The 17,276-nt window shown below is 63.4% G+C and carries 16 protein-coding genes; 3 read left to right on the plus strand and 13 right to left on the minus strand.

Going from position 1 to position 17,276, the window contains the following annotated elements; translation table 11 throughout:
• The first annotated feature begins 276 nt into the window (after positions 1–276).
• The gene (locus H7C86_RS00005; protein WP_259348988.1) at positions 277–1,497 is read left to right on the plus strand and encodes an HNH endonuclease signature motif containing protein; all 1,221 of its coding nucleotides are present in this window, start codon (positions 277–279) and stop codon (positions 1,495–1,497) included.
• Between the two features lie 15 nt (positions 1,498–1,512).
• Here the strand turns inward: H7C86_RS00005 and H7C86_RS00010 are convergent, their stop codons facing one another.
• The 8 genes from H7C86_RS00010 to H7C86_RS00045 all read right to left on the minus strand — a co-directional run bounded on the left by H7C86_RS00010 (position 1,513) and on the right by H7C86_RS00045 (position 10,700).
• A complete protein-coding gene (locus H7C86_RS00010; protein ID WP_031333674.1) occupies positions 1,513–3,114 on the minus strand; it encodes a substrate-binding and VWA domain-containing protein in 1,602 nt (533 codons plus the stop codon).
• A gap of 213 nt (positions 3,115–3,327) precedes the next feature.
• Complete coding sequence (locus H7C86_RS00015) at positions 3,328–4,740, minus strand: acyl-CoA synthetase (RefSeq protein WP_182261048.1); 1,413 nt, start codon at positions 4,738–4,740, stop codon at positions 3,328–3,330.
• Positions 4,741–4,752: 12 nt separating this feature from the next.
• On the minus strand, positions 4,753–5,433 hold the full coding sequence (locus H7C86_RS00020) for a rhomboid family intramembrane serine protease (RefSeq protein WP_182260891.1): 681 nt from the start codon (positions 5,431–5,433) through the stop codon (positions 4,753–4,755).
• Positions 5,434–5,497: 64 nt separating this feature from the next.
• Positions 5,498–6,601 carry a succinyldiaminopimelate transaminase gene (gene dapC, locus H7C86_RS00025; RefSeq protein ID WP_182260892.1) on the minus strand — a complete coding sequence of 368 codons (1,104 nt, stop codon included), beginning with the start codon at positions 6,599–6,601 and terminating at the stop codon, positions 5,498–5,500.
• Positions 6,602–6,606: 5 nt separating this feature from the next.
• Positions 6,607–6,930 (minus strand): ferredoxin, encoded by a 324-nt coding sequence (gene fdxA, locus H7C86_RS00030; protein WP_003945248.1) that lies wholly within the window; start codon positions 6,928–6,930, stop codon positions 6,607–6,609.
• 146 nt (positions 6,931–7,076) lie between these two features.
• Positions 7,077–7,835, minus strand: coding sequence for a hypothetical protein (locus tag H7C86_RS00035; protein ID WP_020908480.1), 759 nt, complete (start codon positions 7,833–7,835; stop codon positions 7,077–7,079).
• Positions 7,835–10,393 (minus strand): bifunctional FO biosynthesis protein CofGH, encoded by a 2,559-nt coding sequence (locus H7C86_RS00040; RefSeq protein ID WP_046378911.1) that lies wholly within the window; start codon positions 10,391–10,393, stop codon positions 7,835–7,837. The genes H7C86_RS00035 and H7C86_RS00040 overlap by 1 nt, the downstream gene beginning before the upstream one ends.
• Before the next feature lie 118 nt (positions 10,394–10,511).
• Complete coding sequence (locus H7C86_RS00045) at positions 10,512–10,700, minus strand: hypothetical protein (RefSeq protein ID WP_003945217.1); 189 nt, start codon at positions 10,698–10,700, stop codon at positions 10,512–10,514.
• A gap of 82 nt (positions 10,701–10,782) precedes the next feature.
• Between H7C86_RS00045 and H7C86_RS00050 the strand changes: the two genes are divergently transcribed.
• Both H7C86_RS00050 and H7C86_RS00055 read left to right on the plus strand, forming a co-directional pair.
• Entirely contained in the window at positions 10,783–11,286 is a 504-nt protein-coding gene (locus tag H7C86_RS00050) for a PH domain-containing protein (RefSeq protein ID WP_020970221.1), read from the plus strand.
• Positions 11,283–12,854 carry a PH domain-containing protein gene (locus H7C86_RS00055; RefSeq protein WP_259348989.1) on the plus strand — a complete coding sequence of 524 codons (1,572 nt, stop codon included), beginning with the start codon at positions 11,283–11,285 and terminating at the stop codon, positions 12,852–12,854. The genes H7C86_RS00050 and H7C86_RS00055 overlap by 4 nt, the downstream gene beginning before the upstream one ends.
• Here H7C86_RS00055 and H7C86_RS00060 read toward each other — a convergent pair.
• The 5 genes from H7C86_RS00060 to H7C86_RS00080 all read right to left on the minus strand — a co-directional run bounded on the left by H7C86_RS00060 (position 12,814) and on the right by H7C86_RS00080 (position 17,151).
• Positions 12,814–13,659, minus strand: coding sequence for a uroporphyrinogen-III synthase (locus tag H7C86_RS00060; protein ID WP_020970223.1), 846 nt, complete (start codon positions 13,657–13,659; stop codon positions 12,814–12,816). The genes H7C86_RS00055 and H7C86_RS00060 overlap by 41 nt on opposite strands.
• A gap of 51 nt (positions 13,660–13,710) precedes the next feature.
• Entirely contained in the window at positions 13,711–14,127 is a 417-nt protein-coding gene (locus H7C86_RS00065) for a hypothetical protein (RefSeq protein WP_070795987.1), read from the minus strand.
• A gap of 92 nt (positions 14,128–14,219) precedes the next feature.
• Positions 14,220–14,378, minus strand: coding sequence for a hypothetical protein (locus tag H7C86_RS00070; RefSeq protein ID WP_019744522.1), 159 nt, complete (start codon positions 14,376–14,378; stop codon positions 14,220–14,222).
• Positions 14,379–14,485: 107 nt separating this feature from the next.
• Positions 14,486–15,370 (minus strand): N-acetyl-1-D-myo-inositol-2-amino-2-deoxy-alpha-D-glucopyranoside deacetylase, encoded by an 885-nt coding sequence (mshB, locus tag H7C86_RS00075; RefSeq protein ID WP_182260893.1) that lies wholly within the window; start codon positions 15,368–15,370, stop codon positions 14,486–14,488.
• Positions 15,367–17,151, minus strand: a complete 1,785-nt coding sequence (locus H7C86_RS00080; RefSeq protein ID WP_182260894.1) for an ABC transporter family substrate-binding protein — start codon at positions 17,149–17,151, stop codon at positions 15,367–15,369. The genes mshB and H7C86_RS00080 overlap by 4 nt, the downstream gene beginning before the upstream one ends.
• Between the last annotated feature and the right edge of the window lie 125 nt (positions 17,152–17,276).

Genomic DNA, 17,276 nt, shown 5'->3' on the forward strand with positions numbered 1-17,276 from the left:
AACGACAAATCGTCCACCGCTTTCGTCGGTCCGTAAACCTTGGTCAATCCCCTCAACTCGATCATGAGGACCAGTCAACCATGAAAACCGAACTGTCGGAACTTTCGGACGCCAACAGAGAAAGCCGTTGCGTGCGTTCACTGTCGGCGCTAGTATCGAATGCATGTTCGACACTACCGGGGGGTAAAAGTGACGACGAAAGTATCTGAACAGGCGATTTCCAAACAGACGATATCCGAAGAGACGATCGGACAATTCCGAGCGTCACTCGTCAGCATGGATCGTTCCATCGACAACGCAGCTCGCGTGGATCTACTACGCGCACTGGAAGAGCTGAAGGCCAGTTGCGCTGGGGCCCAGGCATTGCTGGCTGCCGATCTCGACACGGTAACCCGCAAGGACCGCGGCGAACGGGGAGTTCCGCGCTCGTACCAGGGCCGTGGAATCAACGCGCAGATTGCCCTCGCACGGCGAGAGTCGGCATGGTTCGGAACTCAGCATCTCAACCTGGCCCGCGCACTGAACGACGAGATGCCACACACACTTCGACTACTCGTCCGTGGCTCCATCAGTGAGCATCAAGCGACAATTCTCATGCGTGAAACTGCGTGTCTCACAGTCCAGGATCGCGCTGCATTGGATCGCGAGTTCTGCTGCGACGCTGCGATCTTGGACGGATGTGGCACCCACCAACTGACAGAAAGAATCCGCGCACGCACTGCCGAAATAGACGCCGACAGTGTTGCGAGACGAGCACGCAAAGCCGTACGAGACAGACGTGTGACGTCTCGGCCTGCGCCCGACACGATGTGCTGGCTCAATGTCCTACTTCCCGCTGCCGCGGGTACCGTCGTATATGCCACGCTCGGCCGCGATGCAGATTCCGTACTTGCCGGCGGGGACGAGCGCACGCGAGCTCAGATCATGGCTGATCTCCTGGTGGAGCGGGTCACCGGAATCGGCCGCGCCACACCGACACCCGTCACGGTGAATCTGATTGTCTCCGACCAGTCGCTACTCGGCGACGGTTCCGACCCTGCCCACGTCCACGGGTACGGACCTGTTCCAGCAGCCATCGCACGTGAATGGATCACCTTGTCCGGCGAGGACTCCGAAACCATGACAACGGTTCGAAAGCTCTACGCACGCCCCGATACGGGCGCACTGACCGCAATGGAATCCACCGCGAGAACCTTCCCGAAGGGGTTGGCACGATTGATCGAACTCCGGGATCGAAGCTGCCGCACTCCGTGGTGCGACGCGCCGGTTCGCCACCGCGACCACATTCGCGATCACTCGAGGGGTGGCCTCACCAGCGCAGCCAACGGTGCCGGGTTGTGCGCGGCATGCAACTACGCGAAACAGGGCTCGGACTGGTCTGCCGAACCTGTACCAGGTACCCGGCACACCTTCACCACGACGACACCTACCGGGCACCGATATTCGTCTGAGGCTCCGCCACTTCCGACGCCCTGGGCCGGTCCCGACGCGGCCTGAGGTCCTCGGCGTGGCTCACGATCCTCGGTGAGCCAGTGCGTTCACAAACACCTCGGAAATCTCCGAGGGGTCTCGAGCGATGTACGTCGAACCGCCCGTCACGCGGGAGATATCGGCGAGTGCCGCCGCATCGGCGTCATCGGTGATGCCGATGGTGACGATGATGACCGGACGCGCCGGATCCTGCTCGCGTGCAAGAACATCGAGCAGCTGTTCACGGCTGATGCTGTCGGGATCTTCGTTGGCACCGTCGGTCAAGATGATGACGCTGTTGACCGCTCGCGGATCGTACGATTCCTGCACCTTACGGAAGGCGGCCAGAGTCGTGTCATACAAACCGGTGGCGCCACGCTTGAGTTCGGTGAGACGGTTCGCCTGATCAGCCATCAACTTTCGCTGAGTCATGCCGTCGACGATGGTGTCGTAGCGCCTGATCGGCACTAATTCCTGAAAGTCCTGGGTTCCGTTCATACCTTGGGAGAACGCCCAGAGACCGGCAGCGACACTGTCCGGGAAGACCTGATTGCCGGCGAGAGCGGCAGCAGTGGTCAACTGCATGCGCGTCTTGCCGCCTGCTGCCGGGTAGTCCATCGACGCAGACACGTCGATCGCAACGAGTGTCCGGATCGGCTTGGCCATCAGAGCCCAAGCGCCCAGCGTTTGATCGGCCACCGACTGTTCGGAGACCGTCAAGGCCGTCACGTCACCAACTCCACCTTCGACAGCTCCACCGCCGGAAGTACGGAAACCGCTGCGTGTCAGCACTTCCTGAGCAGATTCACTGTGCAACAGCTCAGCGATGGCGTCACTCTTCTTCGCTGCCGCGTAGTGCCGATCCGGCGCCGAGGCACTGACCACCAGGGGGTAATCCATGATCATGGTTCCAGTCGCCGGTACTGTCGCGGAAATCTTCGACTCGGCTTTCGTGAACTCGACTACCTGCTGCTCGGTCGAAACACCGACCTTCCCGGAGCTGACCAATTCGGTGAGCATCTTCTGCCCTACCGGCTGATCTTCGGTACGAACGCTCTCTGCTTGGGCATGGGGTACCAGGGCCGCTCGAACCGATTCGGAGGTGGCCCCGGTCTCCGCGAGGGCTCCGAGAATGGGCGCCGACGCAACCCCGGTGAACAACGGATTGCCCAGCGCGAGATCGGGAACCTGAAGCGCCGTGAGCCAACTGGCAAACTGCTCGCCACCGCCGGAGGCGAGGACGACAGGCGAGGTGGCGATCGAACCACCGGCGGCAGCGACCGGTCCCTTGGCCGTCAGTGCAGCTTTGCCGACCCACGCTGTCGAATCCGGTATCCACATGTCCGGTGCGTCCACGCCCTTGCCCAAGGTTCCCGCTACGTCGCCTGGCAACGCAGAGGTGACCGTGATCCGTGAACAGCCTGTCTGCTCCGGCGACGATTCTGCGAGGATCTCCGTGACTGCAGGCGCGATCGCAGGATCTGCTGCCAGCGAGTACTCGTCGACGCTCTCGCAGGAATCGGACTGTGTTGCCTTGAAGACCACCACCCCGGTAGCGACTACCGCGACGGCAACCAACCCACCCACTGCGTAGAACCCGATCGATCGCCCGCTGTCAGGACTCGAATGCCGTCCGCCCGCCATGAAATCTGCCCTTCCGAGGCCACTCGCACTAGGACATACCGACGGCATGCGTGCGACTGGAGCTATCCCTACCGGGCGGTAGTGTAGCCAAGAACACAGAAATTCCAACTAGCGCTGAATCGTCGGAGAACCGACGAGCCCATATTCCGGGACAGTCCGACCGAAGTCACGAACCTTCAAGCGTCACAGCGACTTTTCAGCAAACCGCTCTGCTCAGAAGAGCTCGCGCTTCTGGACCTTGCCCATCGCGTTACGCGGCAGAGTCTCGGCGAAGCGAACCTCACGGGGACGCTTGTGCGCCGACAACTCAGCCCCGACCAACTCGACCAATTCAGCTTCGGTGACCTCGGGGCTCCCGGGCTTACGGACTACGACGGCGATGATCCGCTGACCCAGATCGGCGTCGGGGACACCGATCACCGCAACTTCGGACACCGAAGGGTGCCCGAGGATGGCGGTCTCGATCTCGCCGGCGCCGACTCTGAATCCACCGGTTTTGATCAAGTCGATGGATTCGCGGCCGACGATTCGGTGGAACCCACCCTCGTCGATGACGGCGACATCACCGGTCTTGAAGTAGCCGTCCTCCGTCCAGGACTCGGCGGTTGCGTCTGGACGGTTCAAGTAGCCGTCGAAAAGCATCGGCCCACGTACCTGTAGACCGCCGATACTCTCGCCGTCGTGTGGCACGTCGTTGCCCTTCTCGTCACGAAGACGAGTCTCGACTCCGCGCAGCGGCACGCCGACCCACCCTGGGCGTCGCTCGCCGTCGAAACGTGTGCTCAAAGTCAGCATCGTCTCACTCATGCCGTAACGCTCGATGGGCGTCAATCCTGTTCGGTCCCGTAGCTTTTCGAAGACAGGCACAGGAAGCGGCGCACTACCGGAAACCAGAAGTCGGGCACCGGACAACGCGCGCGCAGCTTCTTCGTTTTCGGCGATACGCGACCAGACGGTGGGAACACCGAAGTAGAGGGAGCCTTTCGCCCGGGCGTAGTTTTCCGGCGTCGGCTTGACGGTGTGGATCACCCGGCTGCCGATCCGGAGGGGGCCGAGGATTCCGAGGATCAGTCCGTGCACGTGGAAGAGCGGAAGCCCGTGCACGAGCGTGTCTCGCCACGTCCAGTCCCAGGCCTCGGCGAGCGCGTCGATCCCGGCTGCGATGGCCGAGCGACTGAGCAGAACGCCCTTCGGTGGGCCAGTGGTTCCGGACGTGTACAGGACGAATGCTGTGGACTGCGGTGCCGGTTCGGGATAGCTGTGCCACGAGCGAGCGTGCAACCGGACGGGAACTACCGGCAGAGTGTCGCAGTGGTCGTCCGTTTCACCGAGCCACGCCTGGGCCCCGGAGTCACGCAGAATGTGCTCCCGCTCAGCCTTCCCCGAGTCCGGCGGTACCGGCACAACGGTGACACCGGCAATCAAGGCCCCGACGACGGCGAGGATCGTTTTTGCTGTGGGAGTTGCCAATACGGCAACCCGATCGGCCTGCGCCACTCGTTCCGCGACCGAGGTCGCGGCACCGAGAATGGCACTCCGCGAGAGAACCGTGTCACCGATCGTCATGGCGTCGTCGAGGTCGTCACCGCGGGCGACAGCAAGGGGGTTCAGTGATCTCAGCAGCACCACGACAGCATCTCACAGGGCCGATGGTCGCAAACTTTCTCCCGCCCGACGCGCGTCTATCGAGTGCGGAGGGAACAGCGTCACCAGCGCCGCCCCCAAAAGCGCCCCGGAAAGAACGGCGAATCCGTGCGCATCGTCAACCGTCACCAGGGTTGCGCCGCCGACGACAATCACGGCCGTCAGAACAATCTCAGGCATTCGCGGGCGCACCAGAACACCGATCCCCGCGGCCGCCGCTGCCAGAGCAAGTGTGGCACCGGAGTTACCTGCGCCGGTCGACGGAAAGACTGCGGTGGTGAGCAAACCGAACAACAGTTGACCGAACAGGAACAGAGCCCACCCACGTGCGGCGCCCCAGAGCCGAAACGCAGGCGGTGCAACCACGGCCAGCGTCACGAGATTGGTGACGGCTCCTGCGACCCCTCCGTCCTGGACGAGCACGGAGGTCAGAATGCGCCACCATTGACCGTCGCGAATCAATGCGGGATCACGACGAAACATCTCGAGTAGTCCTGGTATCAGCGCCTGCAGGATGGACGGCACTGCAACCATCAGCCAGAGGAGAGCTGCCGAGAGTGGGAATTCTCCGAAAACTCGACGACTTTTCAACCACACGAGCATCAGTGCAACCGAGGCGACAACGACAGCAAAAATCAGTACCGCGTCCAAGCCGCCGGTCCCTGAGGTGGTCACAGCGCGACCTTACATCGGACCGATACCGACATCAGGGAACCTGACACCCGGGAAAGCACACGGTTCAGGCGGAGAGGCGCTTTGCTGCCGCGGAGATTCGTTCGTCTGTTGCAGTGAGCGCGATCCGCACATGCTTGCCCCCGCTCGGACCGTAGAACTCACCGGGGGCAACGAGGATCCCACGATCGGCGAACCAACTGACCGTCGCTCGACATTCCTCGCCGCGCGTCGCCCAGAGGTACAGACCCGCCTCGGAATTGTCGACGGTGAATCCGGCGCCTCGAACAGCTTCGATCAACACGCTGCGACGCTCGCGGTACCGCTCGCGCTGGATGTTCTCGTGTTGGTCGTCGCCCAAAGCTGCGGTCATCGCCGCCTGGATCGGCAGCGGCAGGATCATGCCCGCGTGCTTACGCACCTCGAGCAGTTCCGACACCAAAGCCGGATCACCGGTGACGAACCCCGCGCGATAGCTCGCGAGATTGGACGTCTTCGAAAGCGAGTGGACCGCAAGCAAACCGGTCAGATCGCCGTCGTTGACACGGGGATCGAGAATGGAGAGTGCATCCGCTTCCCACGTCAATCCGAGGTAGCACTCGTCGGAGACGACGATCGCGCCGCGCTCGCGCGCCCAGGCCACCACCTTCTGCAAGTGCTCGAGGCCGAGCACTTTGCCGGTGGGGTTCGACGGCGAGTTCACGAAGATCATCGCCGCCGACTCGGGACCGAGCTTGTTCAAGCCGTCGGCGCGCAGGACGCGAGCGCCTGCCAGCTTCGCCGCAACCTCGTACGTCGGGTATGCCAACTCCGGAATGACCACCAGATCGTCGGCTCCGAGACCGAGCAATGTCGGCAGCCACGCGATCATTTCCTTGGTACCGATGGCCGGCAGGACCGCTGCCGGATCGACGTCGGGAATGTTGTAACGGCGATCGAGTGACTCCGCTACGGCCTCGCGAAGTGCGAGCGTGCCGTGCGTCGTCGGATATCCGGGTATCTCGGCAACAGAAGACAAAGCCTCCTGGATCACCGGATCAACGGGATCAACCGGCGTTCCCACGGACAGGTTCACGATGCCGTCGGGATGAGAGTGCGCCTTCGCCGTGACGTCGGCGAGCGAATCCCACGGAAAATCAGGAAGCCCAGCGGCCACCGGAGTACGAGACAAGATCTCTATTCCTCACCCATGGGAGGCAGCGCCTTGATGAACGGCGTGTCGTAGTCGACCTTGCCGAGCTTGGCCGCTCCACCCGGCGAACCGAGATCGTCGAAGAAATCGACGTTGGTGCTGATGTACGCGTTCCACTGGTCCGGGACGTCGTCTTCGTAGAAGATGGCTTCGACGGGACAGACAGGCTCACACGCGCCGCAGTCGACACACTCGTCGGGGTGGATGTAAAGCATGCGTCCACCCTCGTAGATGCAGTCGACAGGGCATTCTTCGATGCACGCCTTGTCCATCACATCTACACACGGTTCAGCAATCGTGTAGGTCACTGCCGATCTCCCTGCCTTCCTGTCGTGCATCGCCGCCGCAACACGCAGTTGCAAGGGGCCGAAAATCCGATACGACTCTCACGTACCGCGGGAACAGCCTATTATCCCCCTGCCAACCGACTCTGAGCAGGCGGGGGTAACACATTTCAGCCTACTGCGGTGATGTTCCTCGACCGAATCGCGATCCACTTCTCCCCCGCGGCAGCCGCGCGGACCAAAGCGCCGCGCTCACCGAGATAATCCGCCACGACGCCGACCACCGGAATCTTGCCGAAAATCTCGTACGGTTTTGTCCGCGACGGCCGCTTGTGCAGCTCGTCCGTGATGGCACGAAAAGTCTTGGACGTGCGCCACAAGGTGCCGATGAGCGCGAACGGGCGCCAGGTCTCGTCGGCACCGCTGACCGACTTTTCGGCGAAATCCTCACCGGCGAGCAGATCTCGGGACTTGGTCTCACGCCGGCACAGCACCGACGCCAGGAGGTCCACCTGCTGATCCCGCTCCGTCACTCCGTGTTCACGGGCAACCGCAACGAGCACAACGGCCTGATTCGCGAATGCCAAGAGGTCCTGGATCGGCAGCCGATTGAGGAGGACGCCGAAGATGCCGGGGAACGCGACGGCGACGGTGTTGAGTGCACCCAACCGGGTCGTCCACCACTTCGAGCGCTGCTCGTCGGTCATCACCGACCACGCCGCCGTCCCGGGGAACTTGACGACGTCGAGGACCCAGGCCGCCGCGTCCAACACCATCGCTGCGGCATTTCGCTCGGGATCGGTCGGCTCGAAGGTCCGACGCTTGATACCGAGCGGATCGCTGTAGGCGAGATCGAGAACCGGGTTGATCCCCCACACCGCTCGATCGAGAACCTCGACGACCTTGCGGTCCCCCAGAACATCGGCCATCAGGCAATCGCTCCTTCGCGTCGTGCATGTGTGGTGGTTCGTTCGCGCGCCGGGCGTCCGATTCCCTCGGCGATGGCGCGCAGTTCTGCGACGGTCTTCTCGGAGCCGTGTTCGGAGCCTGCCATCCGCGAGATCGTCTCCTCCATCAGCGTTCCGCCGAGGTCGTTGGCTCCGCCGTTGAGCATCATCTGCGTTCCGGTGATCCCGAGCTTGACCCAGCTGGTCTGGATGTTGGGGATACGACCGTGCAGCATGATGCGTGCCAGTGCATGCGCAGCGCGGTTGTCCCGGTTGGTCGGCCCTGGCCGTGAAGCGCCCGCCAGGTACAGCGGCGCGCTCTGGTGAACGAACGGCAGCAGCACGAACTCCGTGAATCCTCCTGTACGGTCCTGGATTCCGCGAAGAACGTTCAGGTGCCCGACCCAGTGGTGCGGCTGATCGACATGCCCGTACATCATCGTCGAACTCGACCGCAGTCCCACCTCGTGGGCCGTGGTGACCACTTCGATCCACTCCGCCGTCGGTAGTTTGCCCTTGGTGAGGATCCAGCGCACCTCGTCGTCGAGGATCTCCGCTGCCGTACCGGGAATGGTGTCCAGGCCCGCCTCACGCAGAGCGGTCAGCCAATCCCTGATGCTTTCACCGCTGCGCGATGCACCGTTGACGATCTCCATCGGCGAGAACGCGTGGACGTGCATCGACGGCACGCGCTTCTTGACGGCCCGGACCAGGTCGGCGTAACCGGTGACGGGAAGTTCCGGATCGATACCGCCCTGCATGCACACCTCGGTCGCGCCGGCGACGTGCGCTTCCCACGCACGGTCGGCGACCTGCTCTGCCGACAGCGTGAACGCGTCGGCGTCGCCCTTGCGCTGCGCGAATGCACAGAACCGGCAGCCCGTGTAGCAAATGTTGGTGAAGTTGATGTTTCGGTTCACCACGTAGGTGACGTCCTCGCCGACGGCATCCTTGCGTAGCGCATCCGCCAGTGCCACAACAGCTTCCAGGCCCGGCCCCTCCGCCGTGGCAAGGGCCAGGTACTCGTCGTCGGAGCATCCGGCCGGGTCGCGTTCGGCACTGCGCAGCGCAGCCAGCAGATCGGTGTCGACGCGAATCGGAGCACTCAGCTCGAGGACCTGTTCGCGCACGGTCTCCCAGTCGCCGAATGCACTGCCCAGGTCACTGCGGGTCTCGGTGTTGCGCCCGTCCGTGTCGATCTCGGTATTGAGATCGACGCGTCCGCTCGATTCCCACGACTCGTCCGGTTCCTGCCACGGTCGACCCACAGGCTTGGTGTCGGGCCGGGCGAGGCCGGTTTTGGGGTCCGCCAGTGCCTGCACGTGGCCCGCAATGCGCGGATCGATCCACGGAGCCCCGGCCAGGACATATGCCGGCTGAGCCGCAGTCCGTTCGGTCAGGGTGAAGCCGCCTTCGGTGCTGATCTCCGCCAAGGTCTCGAGATTCGGCCACGGACGCTCCGGGTTGACGTGATCGGGGGTCAACGGTGATACCCCGCCCCAGTCGTCCACACCGGCGCCGAGCAGCGCGAGGCACTCGCTGTTCGAGACGAGATTCGGCGGACTCTGAATCCGCATCGTCGGCCCGAGCAGCAGGCGTGCGACGGCGATGGCCGCGAGAAACTCGTCGAGTCCTGCATCAGGGGTATCGCGCATCGCGGTATCAGGTTTGGCCAGGAAGTTCTGGATGATCACTTCCTGGATGTGCCCGAACGCCTTCTGCGACTTGCGTATCGCCATGATCGATTCGGCACGCTCGAGGAAGTTCTCCCCGATGCCCACAAGAATTCCCGTGGTGAACGGGATGTTCAGTCGGCCTGCGTCGGTCAGGGTGCGTAGCCGAACCGCCGGGTCCTTGTCCGGGCTGCCGTAGTGGCATTCGCCCTTGTCGGTGAACAGGCGGGTTGCGGTCGTCTCGAGCATCATGCCCATCGACGGAGCAACGGGCTTGAGCCGCGAGAGTTCCTGCCAGCTCATCACACCGGGATTGAGGTGCGGGAGCAGTCCGGTCTCCTCGAGTACCCGGATCGACATCGCCCGCACGTAGTCGAGGGTGGAGTCGTAGCCGCGTTCGTCCAGCCACTGCTTTGCTTCCGGCCAGCGAGCCTCGGGGCGATCACCCAGCGTGAACAACGCTTCCTTGCAGCCCAATTCGGCGCCTGCCCGAGCGATGTCCAAAACCTCGTCCGGCTCCAGGAACATGCCGTGCCCAGCGGCACGCAGTTTCCCGGGCACCGTGACGAACGTGCAGTAGTGGCACTTGTCCTGGCACAGACGGGTCAGCGGAATGAAAACCTTCCGCGAATACGTCACGGTGTTCGGCCGACCCGCTGCCAGCAGACCCGCATCGCGAACCTTGGCTGCCGAGGAACACAGATCGGTCAGATCGGTTCCCCGCGCCTGCAGCAGCGTTGCCGCCTCGTCGACGTTTAAGGTCGCTCCATCGCGTGCGCGACGGAGAACTCGCCGCATCGCCGACGCTGACGGGCCGGGCGACGGACTGGACGAGGCGGACGCGGAAATACCTGGCATCGGAAGCATGGTGGGTTTGCCGGAGTCATCACCAGTTCGGTTCACCTAGCGATCATGCGCCATGTGGGACGACTAGTGCCACCCGGTGCCAGAAGTAGGAGGCCTTACCGCCCCGACACGGCCTCGATCACGACGGCCGGTAGTCGTCGTCGACCGCGACCTCGACTCGTTGATCCACCACGTCAGCCACTGGCGCGTCGAGTGGAATGTCGGTCAGATCGGGTTCTTCGGGGGCGTTCGGATCTACGGGTGTCGATTGTTCGAGCGCATCTGATTCCGGAGCCTCCGGGTCGAATGTCGCATCTTGTTCGGTCATCACGTGCTCCCTTCGCAGTCGCCACACTCCACGATAGGGCCGATGTCGACAGATCGCCCCTCACTCGACCAAAGTAGTGCCCATGACTGCCCCGCAACCGCTGACCATGGCCGACCCGTTATGGCGACCCAGCGCCAAAGCCCCGAGGCTGTGGGCAATCACTGCCTCGCTGTTCTGGGTACCCGTCATCGTCGCCGAAATCGTCTGTGCCGTCTTGATACCCGGAATCCCGTCCTGGGTGGTGGGCCTGGTCTTCGCAGTCACCGTCCTGTTCGCGGCCACCTACATTCTGATGGTTCCGGCGTGGCGGTATCGCGTACACAGATGGGAAATCAGTGACACTGCGGTGTACACACGCACGGGGTGGTTCACCCAGGAACGACGGATCGCACCGATATCGCGCGTGCAGACCGTGGACACCGAACGCGGACCGATCGACCGCATGTTGGGTCTGGCAACCGTGACCGTCACTACGGCGTCGTCGGCCGGGGCTGTGAAGATCTCCGCGCTCGACCAGGAAATCGCCGACCGCACAGTGGCCCAACTGACGGAGATCGCGGGCACCAACGTGGGAGACGCAACGTGAACGAGAAGCAGTTGGGCGACCCGACCGCGATCGAAATCCCGGTCGAGGCGGAAACGGCAGCTGCCGAGGCAGCCGAGGAGGAACAGCCATGGCTCCGCCTCGACCGCCGCATGCTTCTGGTCCACCCCGTCAACGAAGTCGTCAAACTGCTCCCGGTCCTGCTCGTCTCCGTAGTTCTCGGCAGCCAATCCGGAAACCACTGGTGGGGACTCGGCGTCGTCACTCTGCTCGTCGTCTTCGGTCTGTTGCGGTACTTCACCACCACGTACCGAATCGGGCCCGTTCACGTACAACTGCGCACCGGGGTATTCCAGAAAAAGCTGCTCTCCGTCCCGCGTAGCCGCATCCGATCCGTCGACGTCGAGGCCGGGGTCATGCACCGACTGCTCGGGCTGTCGATCGTGCGCATCGGGACCGGCCAGCGCGCCGGGATCGGCCACGATTCGAACAAGTTCGAACTCAATGCCCTCTCGACTGCCCTGGTTCCGGACCTACGTGCCGCACTGTTGGCCGGCGCGCAACAGGCACGGCGACTGGAAACCCCGGGCACACCGGTCGAGAACAGCGCCGAACCGGTCGACACCGAGATCGGTCACTGGGAGCCCAGTTGGGTTCGCTACGCTCCCTTTTCGTTCACCGGAATCGCCATCATCGCAGCGATCATCGGCATCTCGTTCCAATACGGCATCGGCACTGCCGTCGCGAAATCGTCGGCAGTAAGCGACAGCTTCGACTCACTCGAGAGCCTCGGCATCGCGCTGATGGTCGTCATCGCACTCGTCGTGCTGCTGGTGCTGTCGAGTGCACTCGCCTGCGTCCAGTACCTGATCGCGTTCGGCAACATGAAACTCACCGACAACGGCCGCATCCTGCATGTCAGTCACGGCCTGTTGAAAACTCGGCAAACCACACTCGACCGCGCCCGCCTCCGCGGCACGACGCTCAAGGAACCGCTTCTACTGCGATTGGCCCGCGGCGCGCGGCTCGACGCCATCATGACCGGGGTCAGCGCCGAGAAGAAGGAATCTTCGCTGCTGCTCCCGCAGGGACCACGCAGAGAAGCCGAGCGAGTGATGGCTACCGTGATCGGTGATTCACGCCAGGCGTCCGCCCCGCTGATCCCGCACGGGCCAGCCGCGCGGCGTCGCCGGTACACCAGGGCACTGTTTCTCGCGACTGTGGCGTTTCTGGTCTGCGTGGCGTGCACGGCTTCTGGTCTGGATGTACCGATCTACGCGTGGTTCGGGGTCGCCGTACTCGCCATCGCTGGCGCTGCCCTCGCCTACGACCGATACAACGGCCTCGGCCACGCAGTCCTGCCGGGATGGTTGATCACCCGAAGCGGCTCGCTCGATCGCCAGCGTCACAGCCTCGAATCCGAAGGTGTCATCGGATGGACAGTGCGCGAGACGTTCTTCCAGCGACGCGCAGGCGTGGCAACCGTCATCGCCGCGACGCCCGCAGGCACCGGAAGCTACGAGGTGATCGATCTCCCCGCCGAGAACGCGTGGGCATTGATCGAAGCCGTCACTCCGGGCGGTGGCGACGTTTGGGCAGGTCGTCGATGATGAGCCTCGCCAGCGAACCGAGACGCGATCGCTCCGGCTGGATGGTCGGAACACCGAGGAGTTCCAGCGGGGCGGCCGTCACCGGTCCGACGCAGTAGGTCGGTACCGGTCCGCGCATAGCTGCGACGAACCGCTCCAGCTCGCCCATCTCTTTTGCCGTGCTGAGCATCGAGGACACCGCGGGGGCACTGGTGAAGGTCAGCGCGTCGATTGCACCGGAACGAACTGCAGCGACCAACGCGCGGACTGGCGACTGATCCGGCGGCCGGATCCACCGATAGACCGACACCGGGGTGACAACCGCGCCGATGTCGGCGAGGGAGGCGCTCAGGTCCGTCAACGGCTCCCATTCGGTGATGGTGCCGTGCAACTGGACCGCGACGCGTAAGCCTGCCACTCCCTCGCTTCCGAGGTGCGCCAGAACTTCCTCGGACGACTCACCCGAAGGCGACCATTCCTCGCGCAGTCCGGCGCCCCGGATGGCGCCCGTCGCCTTGGGGCCGCGGGCGATGATGCGCGTGCGGGCCAGAGCTCCGAGGAACTCGTCGGTCAAACCCCACGACGCGACGGCGTCGAGCCAACCCCGAAAGCCGATTCCGGTGCTGATCACGACCAATTCCGGTGGATCGGAAATCAACGCGGACGTCTGAGTGCGCAGGTCTCGATCGTCCACCAACGGCAGCACATGGATCACCGGTGTCCGCACGATCTCCGCCCCTCGACGTTCGAGGAGCGTCGCAAATTCTTCGACACGCCGTTCTGCGGTCAAGGCGATAGTCGCGCCCGCCAGATCATCTTCAGCCACAGGCTGAGTGTCCCTTATGGATGGGTCACTTTCCTACGCGCGCGCCGAGAACTATTGCGAACTGAGGGCGGCAAGCCTGTTGATCGCTACTTTGAAGAGGAAAACCGCGGCCGGAGCGATTGCGCCGACCAGCAGTAAGAACGTCAGAGGGGACGAGAGCACCAGCACGTCGCCGCCCGGACCGCCGACCATGCACACCAAGAACCCGACGATCCAACCGGCGAGCGGCAATGCGGCCATACCCGGCGTCGTAACCGTGCGGGCGGCGATCACCAATACGAGGTTCGCGGTCGCTGCCACGAGAATGCTGATCGGAAATGCGGTCGTACCGAGATGAGTCGGCAAGAACAGGACGGACAACACCGCGCATAAGAACCCGTCGAAAATCAGGACACCGAGGATGATGGGGTCGAGCCACGACAGCGACGTTTCTGTCGAAGCGTCTGTGTTGTTCTCGGCCGTGATCATGGTTTTGATAGTGGTCTATCGACGGCCAACGCGCGAGCGCGGGGTCCCTCCCGACAAGCACCCCGGCTCGCGCCCGAAAAGCACGAAGTCGATCAGGGAACCGGCGGGAACCCGAGCAGCGTCAGCAGATGACTTTGCTGATCTGCAAATGCGTAGAGCGATCCGTAATACATGTCGTGGTAGTAACCGGCCATCGGACGCAACGAATCGACGAAGGCGACGATCTGGTTCTGCAGGTCCCAGTTGTACATTTCTTCAGCCCCCAGGCTTTGCTGTTACCGAAAGGACCACCCATCCGGTGACACGCATCACACACCACTACGGCGTCGATCGCAATGCCTGTGAGCCGACGCCCAGGTCAGCTGTGCAGCCCGCCGAACAGATCGCGCTCGCGACCGTCCTCACCCACCGGACCGAGCGTGCCGGCGGCCAATACGAAATGCTCGACCGTCAGGATCGGTTGGACCACGTTGTTCGACAACGCGAACTCGGCTCCACTCGGGGCTACCGTCACCTGAGTGGCGTGGGCGCTCAATGCCCTCGCCTTCGCATCGATGACGCCTCGAACATCGATTGCCGTCGTCACGTCTGCGTCCTCGACGCTCGGCAGTTCACCGGGCTCGGGCAGACGCCAGTTCTCCGGGAACTCGGAAATCGCAGCGATGCCGCGTTCGAGTCCGCTGCGCTCGGTCACGGTCCAGTAGAACTTCGGAGTCGACCACGGCTCGCCGGCCCCGGGATATGCGGTCGTTGCTGCAGCTTCCACGGCCGCTGTCGTGATCGCGTGTGCCTGGATGTGATCCGGGTGCCCGTAGCCTCCGTTGGGGTCGTACGTGATCACGACGTGCGGCCGAATCTCACGAATGACGGCGACCACCGCGCCGACTGCCTCGTCGGGTCGAGCATTGACAAAGGCACGGGGATTGGAGGCCGAAGGTGTGCCGATCATTCCGGAATCGCGATACCGACCGGCACCGGCGAGGAAGCGAGGAGCGGCACTGCCCAAAGCCGACAAAGCAGCGCTCAATTCGGCGATCCGGTAACCCCCGAGTTGATCGGCCTCGGCAGCCACGAGCCCTGCCCACGCGTCACCGATCACTTCGCCTTCCTCCCCCAAGGTGCAGGTGAGGACCGTGACGTCGGCGCCTTCGGACGCGTAACGCGCGATGGTGCCACCGGTGGTGATCGTTTCGTCGTCCGGATGTGCGTGCACCAACAGAAGTCGCTTTGCCGACGCGGTCACTTTGCCACCCTCACCCAGTCCGTAGCGTTTCCGAATATCCCCACCTGCACCGGCCCGTCGAGGACCACGCCCTCGACTCCGGTCCCGACTGCAACCAGCGCTCGGCTCTGCACGATCGGCAAAACCGCCGCCAGATCCCACAGCTTGGGTTCCGCATCGGCGATCAACGACCCGAGATCCCCGATGCCACTGAGCGCTTCGTCGATCCGACCTTGCAACGCCGGATCACACAGCCCGGACAGGTTGCTCGGAGCCTCGACGCTTGTCGTTCGAACAGGCTCCGGAGACTGCGACGGCGTGGGTGTGGGCACCGCCGAACCTGTCGCAGGAGCGGAAGGCGCTGTAGGGCAACTGAACCGGGAGGCCAGTGAAGTTGCGGTGTCAGCGCCTGCTCGGCTCCAACCGACGATCATGTCGACGCGTCCTGTGGTCAGATCCTCGCCGTAGAGCTCCTCCGGCGGCACCGATTCGACGGTCGCCAGGATCCCCACGTCACGCAATTCGTCGGCAGCGGTGTTTGCCACGGCGATCGCGATGTCGTCGTTTTCGGGAGCGCCGATCAGCAGCGTCAACTGAGCGCCGTCCCGGACGATCGATCCGACCGTTCCAGTGCCAGTGACGATTCCGGTTGGCGGTGCTGTCAAGTAGCCGGCTGCGGTCAGCTCGCCCAGCGCCTGATCTCTGGTCGGTTTCGGCGGCGCGGTTGGCGCATATCCCGGATCCGACGGAGCGAGGATCTGAGCTTTCACCGGGGCCGACGCCGATTCACTCCCGGCCGCCACTACGGCGAGCAGGTCCGGATCGAGCAGTCCCAGAACACCTTTACGCACCCGAACGTCCGCGAAGTTCTTACTGCGCCCATTGACGTTGATGTCGAGAGTGCGCGGAACGTAGGAGAATGCCGTACTGACACCCGGGATTGCAGAAAGCTGAATATCCGTGGCACTACCCGAATGAACTTGCGCCACTTGAGCGTCGTCGGTACGCAGTGCATCCGCCAACTGCGAAGCCGTTCCTCCGCGTCGCAGAACTATCTGATCCGGATCTGAGGGCTTGCCCCAGAATCGGTCGTTGCGTTCCAGCACGATTTCGTCTCGACCACGGTCGACCGAGCGCACGTGAAAGTGGGCTCCAGACACCGGAATCCCCTCACTCAAACCGGTGCTGAAACCGCCGGGAGTGTCCTTGATCAGGTGGGACGGAAGAATATCGGTGAACAACTCTCGCCACGCCGGATACGGCGCACGCATCACGACGTTGACCGTCTTGCCACCGCCGGACGAGTTCACGTCGTCGATCATCTGATAGCCCGCGGGGTTGACCACACCGGGAACCGAGATCATCTGCTGCCAGAGGTAGCGAAAGTCCTCTGCCGCAATGGGAGCGCCGTCCGACCATTGAGCTTCGTTGCGCAGTTGGTAGCGAATAGTGAACGGAGACTCTGACGTCACTTCAGCCGAAACGAGAAAAGAATCGTCGATCGCCCACTCCGTCGCACCAGGCTGCGTCGGCGAATTGATCGGGCGAAACGCACTGGGCAACACGAGGTTGCCGACTGCGGAGTTGACCGGCGACTGATCCGCGAGCAGGTGCGGGTTGAATCCGCCTCCTACCTCGTCGATCGCCACAGTGACCTGCTTCATCGCCGGAACGACCGGAGTCGGTGTGGGCTTGACGGTTTCGGTGCTCTCGACCGGAGGCGGCGGATCGGCCGTACACGCAGTCAGCGACAACGCCGTCACTGCCACTGCCAACGCCAGGTAGCGACGTCCTGAGGCCACAGACAATTCCTTCCGTACGGGGCCGCGTCGCCCCTTCGCACTCGATTTCCGGGCAGAACTTTCGCCCGGAAACCATGAAGGCGAATGTACCTTTCCGCCGAAAACTCGGCTGAAAGGCACATCCG

Origin of the sequence: Rhodococcus sp. UFZ-B548 (genome assembly GCF_903819475.1) — a bacterium.
Classification (GTDB): Bacteria; Actinomycetota; Actinomycetes; order Mycobacteriales; family Mycobacteriaceae; genus Rhodococcus_F; species Rhodococcus_F erythropolis.